Source organism: Streptomyces sp. CB00455, from assembly GCF_001905445.1.
In the GTDB taxonomy this organism is placed as follows: Bacteria; Actinomycetota; Actinomycetes; order Streptomycetales; family Streptomycetaceae; genus Streptomyces.
This window is the reverse complement of sequence record NZ_LIVQ01000014.1, coordinates 52859-65719: the sequence shown is the minus strand read 5'-3', so window position 1 is coordinate 65719 and position 12861 is coordinate 52859. Positions and strand designations below refer to the sequence as shown.

At 69.7% G+C, this 12861-nt stretch carries 15 protein-coding genes; 8 read left to right on the top strand and 7 right to left on the bottom strand.

Translation table 11 applies throughout. The features are described 5' to 3' along the window. Positions 1 to 7: 7 nt before the first annotated feature. The 3 genes from AMK16_RS32950 to AMK16_RS32940 all read right to left on the bottom strand — a co-directional run bounded on the left by AMK16_RS32950 (position 8) and on the right by AMK16_RS32940 (position 2245). Positions 8 to 571: a phosphotransferase-like protein gene (locus tag AMK16_RS32950; RefSeq protein ID WP_073921015.1), complete on the bottom strand. Its 564-nt coding sequence runs from the start codon at positions 569 to 571 to the stop codon at positions 8 to 10. Next, positions 568 to 1605, bottom strand: coding sequence for an AAA family ATPase (locus AMK16_RS32945; RefSeq protein WP_073921014.1), 1038 nt, complete (start codon positions 1603 to 1605; stop codon positions 568 to 570). The genes AMK16_RS32950 and AMK16_RS32945 overlap by 4 nt, the downstream gene beginning before the upstream one ends. Before the next feature lie 205 nt (positions 1606 to 1810). Further along, a complete protein-coding gene (locus AMK16_RS32940) occupies positions 1811 to 2245 on the bottom strand; it encodes a GntR family transcriptional regulator (RefSeq protein WP_143196922.1) in 435 nt (144 codons plus the stop codon). 299 nt (positions 2246 to 2544) lie between these two features. Between AMK16_RS32940 and AMK16_RS32935 the strand changes: the two genes are divergently transcribed. From AMK16_RS32935 to AMK16_RS32915, 5 genes are all read left to right on the top strand, one after another. Next, the gene (locus AMK16_RS32935; RefSeq protein WP_073921013.1) at positions 2545 to 3114 is read left to right on the top strand and encodes a hypothetical protein; all 570 of its coding nucleotides are present in this window, start codon (positions 2545 to 2547) and stop codon (positions 3112 to 3114) included. A 166-nt stretch (positions 3115 to 3280) separates the two neighbouring features. After that, positions 3281 to 3814, top strand: a complete 534-nt coding sequence (locus tag AMK16_RS32930; RefSeq protein ID WP_242439036.1) for a WhiB family transcriptional regulator — start codon at positions 3281 to 3283, stop codon at positions 3812 to 3814. Continuing rightward, entirely contained in the window at positions 3811 to 4155 is a 345-nt protein-coding gene (locus AMK16_RS36830) for a hypothetical protein (RefSeq protein ID WP_073921011.1), read from the top strand. The genes AMK16_RS32930 and AMK16_RS36830 overlap by 4 nt, the downstream gene beginning before the upstream one ends. A 134-nt stretch (positions 4156 to 4289) precedes the next feature. Further along, positions 4290 to 4469 carry a hypothetical protein gene (locus AMK16_RS32920; protein WP_073921010.1) on the top strand — a complete coding sequence of 60 codons (180 nt, stop codon included), beginning with the start codon at positions 4290 to 4292 and terminating at the stop codon, positions 4467 to 4469. Positions 4470 to 4668: 199 nt separating this feature from the next. After that, the gene (locus AMK16_RS32915) at positions 4669 to 4827 is read left to right on the top strand and encodes a DUF5999 family protein (protein ID WP_338014535.1); all 159 of its coding nucleotides are present in this window, start codon (positions 4669 to 4671) and stop codon (positions 4825 to 4827) included. A gap of 61 nt (positions 4828 to 4888) precedes the next feature. Here the strand turns inward: AMK16_RS32915 and AMK16_RS32910 are convergent, their stop codons facing one another. The 4 genes from AMK16_RS32910 to AMK16_RS32895 all read right to left on the bottom strand — a co-directional run bounded on the left by AMK16_RS32910 (position 4889) and on the right by AMK16_RS32895 (position 9411). Further along, positions 4889 to 5548 carry an HAD family hydrolase gene (locus AMK16_RS32910; protein ID WP_073921045.1) on the bottom strand — a complete coding sequence of 220 codons (660 nt, stop codon included), beginning with the start codon at positions 5546 to 5548 and terminating at the stop codon, positions 4889 to 4891. Positions 5549 to 5619: 71 nt separating this feature from the next. After that, positions 5620 to 6021 (bottom strand): DUF6262 family protein, encoded by a 402-nt coding sequence (locus tag AMK16_RS32905; protein ID WP_073921008.1) that lies wholly within the window; start codon positions 6019 to 6021, stop codon positions 5620 to 5622. Then, complete coding sequence (locus tag AMK16_RS32900; RefSeq protein WP_073921007.1) at positions 6008 to 8296, bottom strand: tyrosine-type recombinase/integrase; 2289 nt, start codon at positions 8294 to 8296, stop codon at positions 6008 to 6010. The genes AMK16_RS32905 and AMK16_RS32900 overlap by 14 nt, the downstream gene beginning before the upstream one ends. After that, positions 8293 to 9411 (bottom strand): tyrosine-type recombinase/integrase, encoded by a 1119-nt coding sequence (locus AMK16_RS32895; RefSeq protein ID WP_242439035.1) that lies wholly within the window; start codon positions 9409 to 9411, stop codon positions 8293 to 8295. The genes AMK16_RS32900 and AMK16_RS32895 overlap by 4 nt, the downstream gene beginning before the upstream one ends. A gap of 18 nt (positions 9412 to 9429) precedes the next feature. Between AMK16_RS32895 and AMK16_RS38685 the strand changes: the two genes are divergently transcribed. From AMK16_RS38685 to AMK16_RS32885, 3 genes are all read left to right on the top strand, one after another. After that, positions 9430 to 9597: a DUF5999 family protein gene (locus AMK16_RS38685; RefSeq protein ID WP_443333631.1), complete on the top strand. Its 168-nt coding sequence runs from the start codon at positions 9430 to 9432 to the stop codon at positions 9595 to 9597. A gap of 98 nt (positions 9598 to 9695) precedes the next feature. Beyond that, a complete protein-coding gene (locus AMK16_RS32890) occupies positions 9696 to 10094 on the top strand; it encodes a hypothetical protein (RefSeq protein WP_242439033.1) in 399 nt (132 codons plus the stop codon). Positions 10095 to 10232: 138 nt separating this feature from the next. After that, entirely contained in the window at positions 10233 to 12812 is a 2580-nt protein-coding gene (locus AMK16_RS32885; RefSeq protein ID WP_073921005.1) for a hypothetical protein, read from the top strand. Positions 12813 to 12861: the final 49 nt, after the last annotated feature.

The following is a 12861-nucleotide window of genomic DNA, read 5'->3' as shown; positions in this document are numbered from 1 at the left end:
CCCGCGCTCATGCCGTCCTTGCCCCCGCCTGCAGCAACTGGTCGATAAGCCGCGCAGCCTCCCGTGGCGACGCCATCGTGGTGTCCACCGTGAGGTCCCAGACCGACTCCGGGTGCGCGTCCAGGTCCTCGCGGGTCGCATCCCACGCCGTCAGACGTGCCGTGGTGTCGCCGTCTCCCCGGCCGACGGATCGCTCTGAGGTCGCCTCGCGAGAGCACCACAGCAGCACCACGGACCAGCTCGCCGGATAGCCGTCGACCAGGGCCCGGATGCCGTCGATCTGCCCGAGGTGCACCACCGGCACGCCGACTGTGAATGCGTCGTCCAGACCGGGTGCGTCGATGACGTAGGTGTTGCCGTACCGGCTGTTCGCGTAGACGACGGCGCCCGCGGCTTCCAGCTCGCGGAGCTGCTCGGCCGTACCCATTCGGTACCCGGCGGACTTACCCGAGCCGACCTTGAGCCGCGCGAACTGCGCGTATGCCGGGCTCAGCTGGGCCAGCGCGGTAGTGACGGTGTCCTTGCCCGCCGCCGGCGGACCGTAAAGGACGACACCCCTCTTCACGGTCATGCGTACATCGCCCCTATTGCCTGGCGCGCCTGGTCCGCAAGCGTCACCGCGGTGCCCAACCGGTTGTCGACGACCAGATGTGGAACCGCCGGCCGCAGGTCCAGGTTGATCGTCGCCATGTACTCGTCCCAGCGGGCGAGCTTCCAGGCGTCCCGGGCCGCCGAGCGGAAGGTGATGTACTCCCGCATCGACTCCTCATCACAGCGCACCCACACGGGGAAGACGTCGACCCCCATGGACGCGGCCCGGTTGGACAGGCGCTGCATCCACTCCGGGTCCGTCATCTCCGAGATGAACGGCGCGCTCAGCACCGTGCTGATCCCGCACTTGATGTTGGCCATGGCCGACTGCATGAGGCAGTCGTACTCCACAGACCGGACACGCTCCCTGTAGAGCTCGGTGTGTCGGTCGTTCGGGTCGCCGCCCAACGCCACCAGGAGGCGCTCCACCAGCGGCCGGGTAAGGGGATCCTTGTCGAGCAGCGGCCAACCGGTGAGCTGGACGAAAAACCGCGCGAGCTCGGTCTTGCCGCTGCCGGCGTACCCGCCGACCAGGATCAGGACGGGGCGGTGCGGGTCACCGCCGGTGTGCCTCCGCTTCCAAGCGTCGATGATGCGCTGCTGGAGGGCGAAGTGGCCAGCGTCCTCGCTGCCGGGTGAGATGCGGTGGATGGCCCGTTCGACGGCCAGGACGTGCGCGCCGTTGAGGCGATCGTCCATCGGCGTGAGCTTGAAGGAAGTCTCCTCGCCGGGAAGCGCGGTCCTGAAGCCGAGGTCGGGCTCGGTGGCCCGGTAGAGGAGGCAATAGGCGCGCCGGTAGTGAGGGCCCGGGTAAACCTCGCCCTGCTCGTGCTGCCACAGTGTCTGCGGATTCGCGGCGGGAATCCCCTTCAACTTGGCACGCTCCGCCACTTCGCGAAGCCTCTCGCCAGCCTTTTCCAGGGTCAGGCCGTGTGCCTCGCGCTGCTCACGCAGTCGGTCCGGTCGCCATCCCGCTCGCTGCTTCCCCACCCTCTGCCCCTCCGTCATCGTCATGCTTGCGAGCCTAGAGCGCGGGCCCGAAATCCCATGTGTAAACGGATGTTGAAAACCCGTGAACGGGCCCATGTACGTGCTTCGACAGCGCGCTGTGATGTCCCCGCCGAAGCGCTTGCGGTGTGATTGCTCCAGCAGCGCAGACGGATGGTGGATGAGGAGGTGTCCTGTGCACTACCGACGGACTTCGCTTGGTGTCGCGCGATCAGGTCTTCCGCTCTCGCTCAAGCTCTTCGAGTCGGGTGGCCATTGCGTCAAGCCTGGCCTCAAGCCTCTGGACTGTGGCAGCAAGCTCGGCCGCGGAAGGCTGCGCTGTGACAGGCGTCGGCCGGGCGCGAACGAACACGCCCTTCCCTGCCTGTCCGTACAGAAGGCCCTCGGCGGTCAGTTCCGTGACGGCGCGCCGGACCACGGTGCTGGAGACGTCGTACTGCGATCCCAGCTTGGCTGTCGAGGGGATCGGGTCTCCGACTGCAAGACGGCCGTCGGCGATCCGTTGGCGGAGGTCCTCCATGACGCGCTGGTACTCCGGCTGACCGTTCCCCACCACTGCTCCTTCCTCATATGGCCGCTTGCTTGAGCTGCTCATAGTGCAGCACATGGGCTGGGTGAGCAGGGGGTGCAGGGTCTGGGTCGTCATTTGGAGGACCCCCTTGACAACCTTATACACATAGTGCACCTTGTACGTAAAGCTTGGGGTCCTCCGGGAGCACCGAGTCAGTACCACCGCAAGACCGTATGAAGTCGTCCTCCTCGCAAGAGGGGGCTGGGGTCGATGGCAACACCAAATCCCCCGGGTTTCTCGACTCCCTACTGCACGTCGCAGCGCTATGCGCTGTCCGTCCGTCAGGACGCCGGGGTCACCCGCGCGGCCTGGTGGGCGGAGAGAGCACCGCGACGCACCCTCTTCCCTCCCCTTCGCACATGAGGAGATCCCCCATGGCCGTCACCGCCGCGATGCCCACCGCCAAGGAACGCCCCCGCCGGACCCGCACGAAGCGGGTCAGCGCCCGCCCCGCCCTCAAGCTCTCCAAGCTCCCGCCCTCGCACATCGACCTGCTCGACCCGCTCCAGGCCACTCTGGTCTGCGAGGACTGCGGTACCTGGGTGCCAATCACCGGCATCAACAGCCGCGTGCAGAAGGTCGTCCCGCACCACACCGGCAAGGCTGGCGTCGCCGACGCGGTCCACTGCCGGGGCAGCAACCGCCGGATCGACTGGGACCTCACGATTCCCCAGTGGCGCCAGAACTTGGCCGACGCCATCACGGAGGCGTCCAGCCGCACGGCCACCATGGTGCTGCCCAAGGCGTTCAGCGCGCAGACGGACCGGACCTTGCGGGCCCGCGCGGAGCGCACGGCCGCTGGCCGTGTCGCCGACTGGCAGGCGGTGCTCCCCCGCGTGGCCTCCGTCGACGAGCGCCGCCGGACGGTACCTGCTGGTACCGCTCCGGCTGAGGCCCGGGGCGTGCCGACGGACCATCTGACCGTCGGGCGCCTGGTGAGCTGACCAACCTCGCACGATCGACCACGGCCCCGGCCGCCCCGCAGAAGAGGGGGCGGCCGGGGCCGTGGCTGCTCGTACAGCAGTCAGAAAACGACGAACCCCCGGGGGCCTAAGCCCGGGGGTTCGTCTTTGCAGTCACCCTCCGGAAAGGGAAGACGCAATGCACAGGATGACATCCACTCAGGCCCGCCGGATGCGGCGCCCTGTCCTCCAGGCCGCGATCGACGCCGGCGCCCGCTGCACCCAGGCCGACCCCGACCTTTTCTTCAGGGCCGACGGCGAGCCGCCGGCCACCTGGCAGGCGCAGCGCGCCGAGGCGATCGGCTTCTGCCACGGCTGCCCCGTCCGGGCGGCCTGCGAGGAGCTGGCCCTGCGCGACGGCGACGGCAACGACCGCGTCGACGACCTGGTCCGCGGCGGCCGCTCCGGCTACGAGCTGGTCGCCCTCCGCGAGCTCCAGGCCCAGCGCCTCGCCGCCGCGATCACCGCCGACGAGGCCAGCGACCAGGAGTGGAACAAGCTCACGGACCTCGCCGTGAAGCTGAACTGCGAGGCCCGCAGGATGCCGACCAGGAGCGGTGGCATGCCGCACCAGGCCGTACTCCTAGGGCAGCAGAACGAGCGGATCGCCGAGCTCGCCGCCAAGCTGGCGGTAGTGCGCACCGCCCGTCGCGCCCGTACCGGTTGGGAGGTCGCGGCATGACCGCCACCATGACCCCGCGCGCCGGAAAGATCGACGACATCCGCCGCGAAGAAGAGGACCGCGGCTACGAGCGGGATGAGACCGACTCCTTCCACCAGGTCGGCACCCTGCTGCTCGCGATGGCCAAGCGGGACGACGCCCGGATCCCCGACGGGCGCCGGGCCCGGCGCACCCTCGCCGAGATGGCCCCCGGCTACATCCGGCCCCCGCTGCTCGCCTTCAACCTGCCGGTCCGCGCGGCGGACGACGCCTGCGTCCTGTGCGGCTTCTGGACCTGCCGCTGCGGCCAGACCGCAACCCTTCCGGCCCCGCCGCCGAGTGCGACGGGCACGGTCCGGTGAGCGGCTGCGGCCACCCGCCGACCCTGGTCACCGTGAACTCCACCGGTGCGGACGGCAAGCCGTACCAGTCGATCAAGCACGAGCCCTGCACCTGCGGGACGCCGCCGCAGCCGCAGCCCGAACAGGAGTAGGGCTTGCACATACCCGCCGCCCGTACCGCCCAGCACCACGCGGTACGGGCCATCGCCGCGGGCGGCCTGACCCACCCCCTCACCCAGGCGCTCCTGGCGGCCGCCGTGCTCACCGCAGCGGCCGCCTGGGACGCCGGCCACCGCGTCACCGACATCCAGCTGACTACCCGGTGTCCCGCCTGACGGGCCCGAAGGCCAGGTTCTCGACCGTAGCCCTGGCCCACCGCGTACCGGCCGCCCGCCCCCCGGGACGCCGCCCTTTCACACCGCCTTCGGCCCGGGAGAGTCTCGGGCCCGCCACTCGCCAGGAGAGCTCATGCAGCACAGCACCCAGCTCGACACCGCGACCACCACCGGCACGCCCCGGCGGACGCCGGACTCCCTGTGCACGCACCGGCCGACGTGCCCGACCGCCGACAGCCCCGACCGCGAGGCCGCGCACACCATCGCCTCCCACCCCGAACAGGGCTGGGCGCTCCTCTGCAACTCCGTCCTGGTGTTTGAAGTTATGTCGATCTCGCAGTCACAAGGGCTGGTCTGACGTGCTGCTTTGCGAGATGGACATGTCGCTTGAGCGGCTCTGGATGAGGGGCTGTGCGAGCTTAGGTGGTGGCGATCGCCAACAGTTCGGGCAGGTTGCGCATGTCGTCGAACACGACGGTGCCTGGCCCCTCCAACCGCGAGGCCGGGGTGAGGCCGCCGCAGTATCCGAAGGCCCGCATACCAGCGGCCCGAGCTGCCTGCACCCCGTATGCGCTGTCCTCGATCACCGCGCACCGCTCGGGTTGTACTCCCATGGAGCGTGCAGCGTGTTGGAAGAGGTCGGGGGCGGGCTTGCCTCGACGGACGTCGGCCGCACTGAAGATGCGGTTCTCGAAGTGGTTCGTCAGATCGGCGATCTCCAGGCTTCGTCGAATGCCGGCGTGATCACCATTCGAAGCGACGCAGACGGCTGCACTGAGACGATTCAGGGCCTCGGAGATGCCGTCAACAGCGGTCAGCTCAGCTTCGAAGGCCGCCTCGTACCAATGCTCGTACCGCTGCTGCCAGCCCTTCTCCAGGCGCCGTCCGAGTCGTTCCTCGACAGCTGCGGTGTAGACCTCGGTGGACGAGCCAACAAATCGTTCGATGATCTCAGCATCGGTGAACGTGCACCCAAGGTCAGCCATGATCATCGCGTCTACCTTGACGCATATCTTCTCGCTGTCCACGAGTACGCCGTCACAGTCGAAGATCACCAGTTCAACAGGGCTCTGCGTCATGATCGGCAGCGTAGCGGGGTGCTGGTGCCGGCCCCGCACTGCGTAGGGCTGTCGTCGGTTTTGCCGGTGTTTCATCCCGAGCTGCTCACACCCAACAGGGTGCGGAGGCGGCGGATCTCGCCGTGGGCGGTCTCCAGTTTCCGGGTGAGATCAGCGACCTGGTCACGAAGCTGCCGGTTGCGGTCGAGAGCGGCTTCCAGCCTGCGGTGCAGGGATGCGTCCGTGGCCGCATGCCGTGGGTTCCGGTGTGGGGCAGGGGCTCGCTGTTGGAGCTGGTTGATCGCGGTGATGAGGTCGGTCTGCGTGTATAGCCAGGACCGGGAGACTCCGGCGGCGCTCGCGATGCCGACGACCGTGGGTCGCTCGCTGCGGCGGGCGGCGGCCTTGACCGCTTCCTCGGCTCGCTCGCGTGACTGCTTACTGCGTGCTTTCGAGGCTTCGATGAGGAAGCGGGCGTTGTCAGCCGGTGGCATCGAGATCGGTCACCTTCCCGCCGGCCACGATCTGCTGAGGTCCGGCTTGTTCCAGGGCGTCGATGATGGTGTCGAGCTTGCCGAGCGTGCGGGTGTTCTTCTCGGCGATCCGCGAGAGCCCGGCCCTCTCGGCATCGCCGATGAGCTTGCGGGTCTCGTCGCGCTGGCGTCGGTGCTGGTCGAGGAAGTCGCCGGTTGTGATGAAGAACCGGCAGTCCAGACATGGGTTGGCGTACTCGCAGTCGGTCTGGATGGGGGCTCCGCAGTACCCGTTGGGGAGGCTGACCTTGGCGCGAACGAGGGACAGACGCATCCAGGCGGCGTCGGCGAGTGGATGGTCGGTGGGCAGTTCGACAGGTTCGCCGTCGGCGTCGACCTTGAGGGCCCTCTCCCAGTGCTCGCGCAGGGTCTTTTGGTGGAGCCGCGCGTAGACGGCCGTCATTTCCGGCGACATGTGGTCAAGCAGCTGCTGGACGATGTGCTGCGGGACGTTGGCGTTGATCAGTCGGGTGCCCAGCGTGTGCCGGAACTGGTGGAAGGTGACCCGCGAGGGGCGTCCGTGTTCGTCGAGGAGACGAATGCGCTGCAGCCAGTTCTCCATGAGGCTGCGGCACCAGGTGTCCGAGATGGGTTTGCTGCCGTTGAGGTTTGCCTGCCCGCTGGGGAACAGGAAGCGGCTCCCGGCCGGGAATCTCGACTCGACCCGGCGTTGCTGTTCTGCGATTTCGTCTGCCAGGTCCTGGCTGATCGGGAAGAACGCGGCACGTCCGTGAATCTTGTGGTTGATCCAGGCCAGGTAGGGGGCGCCGGTGTCGTCGTGTGTGACGCAGTCGAATCGAAGGCGCCGGGCGTCCTTCATGCGCAGGCCGCAGGAGATCAGCAGGGGAATCATGAGGCGGAGGTCATCACTGGGGATCAGTGCCAGGTTGGCGGGGTTCTCCAGCTGGCGCATGAGGTGCTCGGAGATCCAGCGGGGCTTGGCTGGCGGCAAGGCGGGGGCGTCGTTGTAGACGACGGCGTTCCGCGGGAGGTCCGGCTGCCAGTCGTGGGCCCGGGTGTCTGTGAGCAACCGGCTCAGGGCGTTGACCGTGGTCCGGCGGGTGTAGACGTCCGGGTAGTCGATGCTCAGGACGGCGATCCATGTCTCGATCCGTGCGCGTGTCAGGTCGGCGGGTGCTGCGTTCGGCGGGAGATGCCGGGCGAAGTGGACCAGGGAGCGGACATTGTTCGCCACGGTGTTGACGCTGATGCCCGTACTGATCCGCCACCGGCACCACCGCTTGGTCAGCTCGCGAAGCCAAAGCTGGGGGATGCTCCCAAAGCGGAGGTAGCGCGACTCGCCCTCTGCCAGGGCGAGATGGCGCAGGTCCCAGGTCTCGCGCGGGTACTGGTCGGCCCACGGGTCATCGGCGATGAGCAGGTGTTCCAGTGCGAAGCGGGTGTCCGCGATGAAGCGGAAGGCAACCACGTTGTGGGTCGAACGTTGGCCGTCGTGCCTGGCGGGGGCGACGTAGTCCCGCCAGTGGGCTTCGCTCCAGTCGACGAGGCTGGTGACCGGTGCCTGAGACGCCCAGGTGACCGCGCGGCGCACGTCTCGGGCGGGGGTGAAACGCAGCCCTTCATCGAGGCGGTGCTGGAGTCCGAACTGGAACTCCAGGCGGAGTCCGGGGGCGAGCTGGCCGAGGCGGATCTTCGGGTCGCCGCGGTGGGCGAGGTCGTCGCACCAACCGCTGAGATCTGGGCGACCGTGCTTGCGCCACCGGCTGTGGTGCGTGTGACACAGCGATGCGTTGGTGCTGTCGGTCCAGCGTGGGCAGTCGGGGAACTCGCAGGACCGTTCTATGGCCTGGGGCCCCTGCGGCGGCTGGTAGATGGTCCGTCCGACCCAGTCCGCGAGGTCCGGCCGTCCCGCATGGTTCCAGCGCGAGGCATGGCGGTGACACAGGGTATGGGCGGCTCTGGCCCGGTTGCATCCGGGGAGCACACAATCCAGCACCCGGTTGCGCCGACGCAGCCGCGCGTCCACCTGCACGGACCAGCTGTCCAGGTCGGCCGGTCGGCCGGCTGCCACCCAGTGGTGATGGTGGGTGCGACAGAGCAGCAACCTGCCCATGGTCAGCGTGGTCGGGCAGGACGGGATGCGGCACTCCCCCGGGAAGAAGGTCGGGCTGTCACGAGGGGGACGGAACACGTCGGCCCGGAACTCCGGACGGACCGTCTCCATCAGCTTCGCCAGAAGCCCAGCCGAGCCCCGGTGCATTTGGGGTGTGTTCACCGCTCTGGCATCCCGTCCTTGATGATCCCGGCCGAGAGGAGCACCCTGCGATGATCTTCGACACTGAGGTGGCTGTAGATCTCCGCGGTCGTCTGCGAACTGGCGTGGCCGAGGAGCTCGGCCACGACCTCGATCGGAACCTTGGCCCGCAGCAGTCGCGTGGCGTAGGTGTGCCGGCACGCGTGCGGCGAGAAATGGGCGATACCGGTCCACTTCTTCAGGCGTCCCACGAGCTCGTTGACGTTCGCCCGGGTCATCGGGGAGCCGATCGGTCCCCGGAAGAGGTTGACGAACACGAAGTCGCAGTCCAGAGCCCCGTACTCGCTCTCCATGTAGGTGGCGTAGCGGTCGAACAGCTCCGGACTCACCGGAACGGTCCGACCCTTCATCCCCTTGACCCGAGCGCGGTTCGGATTGTTCGCCCGCGGAACGATGTAGATCTCGCCCTTGCGGAGGTTGAGGTCGCCATGCCGCAGGCCCAGGGCCTCGCTGATCCGCAGACCCGAGTCGTCCAGGAGGGCGATGAGGAACTGGTCCCGCCGCCGACTGCAGGCTCGCATCAGCCGCTGCACCTCGTCGCCGGTGAGGGTCTTGGGCGGCTTGCGGTGGGCGTGAATACGTATGGGGCTGTGCTCGACTTCCCCGCCGCGCTGGGTGTGCACGAGCATCGGCCTGTAGGTGCCGGTGGGCTGCCTGGCCAGCAGGTTTCCCAGCAGCGCGGGAACGCTCTCATCCCGCCGGGCGTGGAACCGGTAGAAGGACGCGAGCGCCGCCCTCTTCCGCTGCAGCGTGGTGTTCTCCAGCGCCGGACCGACATCCGGCAGCACGAACACCCCGGCCGCTCGGGCCGGCTTCGGCCGGCGCAGCCATTCGAAGAACTGGGCAAGGACCTCCAGCCGCACCCTCCGGAAGTCCAGGCGTACCTGCTCCAGCCAGACGAAGAAGTCCTTCAGGTCGTAGGCGTAGCCCTGGACCGTGTTCGGCGACGCGCCCGTCGCGGACAGGTACGCAAGGAAGTCCTCCACGGCCTCGACGGGCAAGCCGTCGTCTCCCACCACGGTGTACGAGAGCGGACCGTCATCGGACAGCCGCAGCCTCTGCACTGCGAACGACACACCACACCCCAGGCCGATATGGACAGGCGAACAGAACCCGTCCATGAAGCACTGAAAGGCCCTTGGATGGCAGCGAGTTGGACGTCAAAGACACTCGGAAGACTGATCGACATAGTCGAGGACACCGGCGAGCTGCTCCCCGACGGGCAGATCATCGCCCCGCACCGCCCCCTCGCCACGCTCTGACGGCTGCCTAATCCGCCCGCACCGACCGCCGAACCTCTGGGGGCTGGGTCGGGCGGTGACGGGGAGCCGGACAGGCCGGATCCGCCGGCCCCGCGCCGGTGAACGCGATACGAGGAGAGCCCGTTGCACAGCAGCCGCAGCCGCAAGCCGTACGGCCTAAGACGACCTACATCAAGGACGACCTGGTCCTGTTCCGCGACGCCGAACGCTTCTGGCTGGGTCTTCCCGGCCACACCTTCGTCGGCCGGGTGGTGCGGTCCTGGACTAACGTCCACAACGGCAAGCTCCTCTACGACCTGGTGGAGCTGAGCGGCAACCGCGCCCGCGCCGGGATCCACCCCGACTACATGCGGCCGCTCCCGGCGGCCGACGCGATGCACGACATCGACACCGCGCCGCTGAGCGAGCCGGACACCGGGGCGATGACCCCGGCCGCTGTCGCCTGGCTGCGCCAACACCTGGGGCAGGACAGCAGCGCGTTGCCTGCCCGGCCCTGACCACCCCAGCACAACGGCCCTCCGAGTCCCCGGCATTAGAGCTGCCGGGGCCTCGGAGGGCCTGGTCACGACCCTACCCACCGCCGTAGATCCACGGTGACCTCTTGCACGAGGCGCCCGGAACAGAGAGGACTTCCCGTGGCCACCAAGCCCGCCACCCGCCGCAGGCGACCCGCGACGACCACGAAGCCCCGAGGCGCCGGGCGCGCCAAGGCGACGCCGCCGACCTCCATCCCCGCTCAGGCCGCCGCCCCCGAGGAGACGGTGCCGTTGGTGTTCCCGGAGGCCGACCCGGTCGTGGCCGACGCCGCCGACCGTGCCGCCGACCTCCGGGACCTGGCCGCCGCCGACGTCGCGCGGATCCTCGCCGACGGCCGGGCGCGTGCCGCCAAGCTGCTGGACGGCGCTCGCACCGAAGCGGCCTCGATCACCGAGGCCGCCACAGCGGAGCAGGCCCGCCTGCTGGCCGTCGCCGCGACGGACGCCGACCAGGTCCGTACGGAGGCCGCCACCACGGCGGCCGCCGACGCCGACCAGCGCCGGGCCGCCGCCGAGGCGACGGCGGAGCAGCTGCTCGCCGACGCGCGCCGCGAGGCCGACGCCATCACGACGACGGCGACCGGCGAGGCCGACCAGATCCTCGCCGCCGCCAACACGGCTGCCGAGCAGCTGCTCGCCGGTGCCCGCCGACAGGCGGAGGAGATCGCCTCCGCAGCAGCCGCAGAAGCGGAGCAGGTCGCTGCCACGGCGGCCGCGGTGGCGGAGCAGGTCCGTGCCGAGGCCGCGAGGGCCCTCGCCGACGCGGAGAGCACGCGCACCGAGCTGGTGGCCGGCGCGGAGCGCGCTGCGGCGCAGACCCGCACCGAGGCCGAAGCGCTTCTGGAGCGGGTGCGGGGCCAGGCCGCCCGGCTGCGCGAGAGCGCGGACGCACAGGCCGCGCAGGTGAAGGCCGGGGCCGAGAAGGTGGCCGCCGAGCTGCGTGAGGACGCCGTCCGCGAGCGGGAGGCGTCCCGTGCGGACGCGGCGCGTACGCGGACGCTGGCCAAGGAGGACATTGGCCGGCTGCGGGCGACGGCGGCCGAGGACGCCGATCGTCTGACTCGCACCGCCCGCGAGGAGGCCGACCGCATCGTGGCCGCAGCCCGCACCAAGCGGGACGCGGACCTCAAGGAGGCCGAGCAGGCGTTGGCGCAGGCCCGGCTGCGGGAAGCGGACGCGCAGGTCACGCTGAAGGCCGCCGACGACATGGTGGCCGAGGCCGCCGCCCGGATAAAGCGCGCCACCGACCGCACCGAGCAGGCACTGGAACGCAAGCGCCTCAAGCGCCAGGCCCGTGAGGAGCACAGGGACGCGAAGGACGCCCGCAAAGCGAAGGCCCGGGAGCTGCGGGCCGCGTCCCGCGCCGGGAAGCCGGCCGCGACCGACCGCGTGAAGCAGTTCGTGAAGGTCAACGCGGAACGCCTAATGGTGATCGGACCGATCACCGCCCCGATGGCCGTCGCGTGGACGGGCCAAGCCGGATTCGCCGAGGACATCCTCGGCTGGGTCGTCCCCTTCACGATCCTGTTCGCCGCCGCCTGGGAGCTGTCGACGGCATTCGTGGGCTGGATGTACCACCAGGCCCGCCAGAGCGGCGACGCCGGAACCCTCTACCGGGTTTCCACCTGGATCTTCGCTCTCGGGGCGGCGGTCATGAACTTCTGGCACGCCTCCGGGATGCCGAAGGAGGGCAGCCGGGTCTGGGACGCGAAGGCGGGGATTTGGACGGAGCAGATCACCTACTGGCACTTCACCCCGAAGGCGGTGGCGTTCGCCGCGATGAGCATTGTGGGGATGGTGTTGTGGGAGCTGTACGCCTCGCTGATCCACCGCCGCAAGCTCCGTGAGGACGGCAGGGTCGCCAAGGCCCGCCCGTCGATCGGGGCGGTCCGCTGGTTCCGCTACCCGGTCCACTCCTTCACCGCCTGGTCGCTCGCGATCACGGACCCGCGCCTGACCACGCTGGACCGGGCCTGGACCGCAGCGGGTGCGGAGCTCGCAGACCGTAAGGCGGTCCGGACCGGTCTGGCCCTGCATCGGGTCGTGGTCCCCCGCCTCGCGGCCGACGATCACGGACCGGCAGCCATCCCCGCCGTCCTCACCCTGACCCGTACGGACCGGTCCGGACCGCTGGACACCCTCGTTCCGGTCCGCCCGGTCCAGCACGGCGGGTATGCGGTCCGGTCCGGTCCGGGCGACCGGAAGGCGGTCCGCGGTCCGGTCGGGACCGCTGGAGCCACGGACCGGACCGGCGGACCGGCGCTCGCTCTGGAGGCCGGTCCGGCCGGACCGCAGAGCGCTGACCTGCGGACCGGCCCCGGTCCGGACCGGGGCCCCCGGACCGTGCCCGCCGACCAGGGCACATCGGCCGCGCGCGGGGTGACGGTCCGGACTGCCGACGCCGACCCCGGACCGCAGGAGCCGGACCGCACCGGACTGACCGACCAGGAAGCCCCGGAAGGCGTCTCCGGTCCGGACCGTGGCGAGGACGGCGGTCCGGACCTCACGGTCATCACACTCACGGACCTGGAGCGGACCGCGCTGGACCGGCTCCGCACCGCGAACGAACCGCTGAACCGGACCAACATCGCCAAGGCGGTCCGGACCGAGGGCGGAACCATCGCCACGGACCGCGCCGGACAGATCGCCGTCGCCCTCAAACAGCACACGGACCGTTGACCGGACCGCCCTGCCGCACATGGTCGCCCCCGGACCGCGCTCGCCCACC

Excerpts from the sequence above, each read along its gene's own strand:
- AMK16_RS32940 (WP_143196922.1), bottom strand. The coding sequence starts at position 2,245 with ATGACGACCCAGACCCTGCACCCCCTGCTCACCCAGCCCATGTGCTGC.
- AMK16_RS32945 (WP_073921014.1), bottom strand. The coding sequence starts at position 1,605 with ATGACGATGACGGAGGGGCAGAGGGTGGGGAAGCAGCGAGCGGGATGG.
- AMK16_RS38685 (WP_443333631.1), top strand. The coding sequence starts at position 9,430 with ATGGACAGGCGAACAGAACCCGTCCATGAAGCACTGAAAGGCCCTTGG.
- AMK16_RS32935 (WP_073921013.1), top strand. The coding sequence starts at position 2,545 with ATGGCCGTCACCGCCGCGATGCCCACCGCCAAGGAACGCCCCCGCCGG.
- AMK16_RS32910 (WP_073921045.1), bottom strand. The coding sequence starts at position 5,548 with ATGACGCAGAGCCCTGTTGAACTGGTGATCTTCGACTGTGACGGCGTA.
- AMK16_RS32930 (WP_242439036.1), top strand. The coding sequence starts at position 3,281 with ATGACATCCACTCAGGCCCGCCGGATGCGGCGCCCTGTCCTCCAGGCC.
- AMK16_RS32905 (WP_073921008.1), bottom strand. The coding sequence starts at position 6,021 with ATGCCACCGGCTGACAACGCCCGCTTCCTCATCGAAGCCTCGAAAGCA.
- AMK16_RS36830 (WP_073921011.1), top strand. The coding sequence starts at position 3,811 with ATGACCGCCACCATGACCCCGCGCGCCGGAAAGATCGACGACATCCGC.
- AMK16_RS32950 (WP_073921015.1), bottom strand. The coding sequence starts at position 571 with ATGACCGTGAAGAGGGGTGTCGTCCTTTACGGTCCGCCGGCGGCGGGC.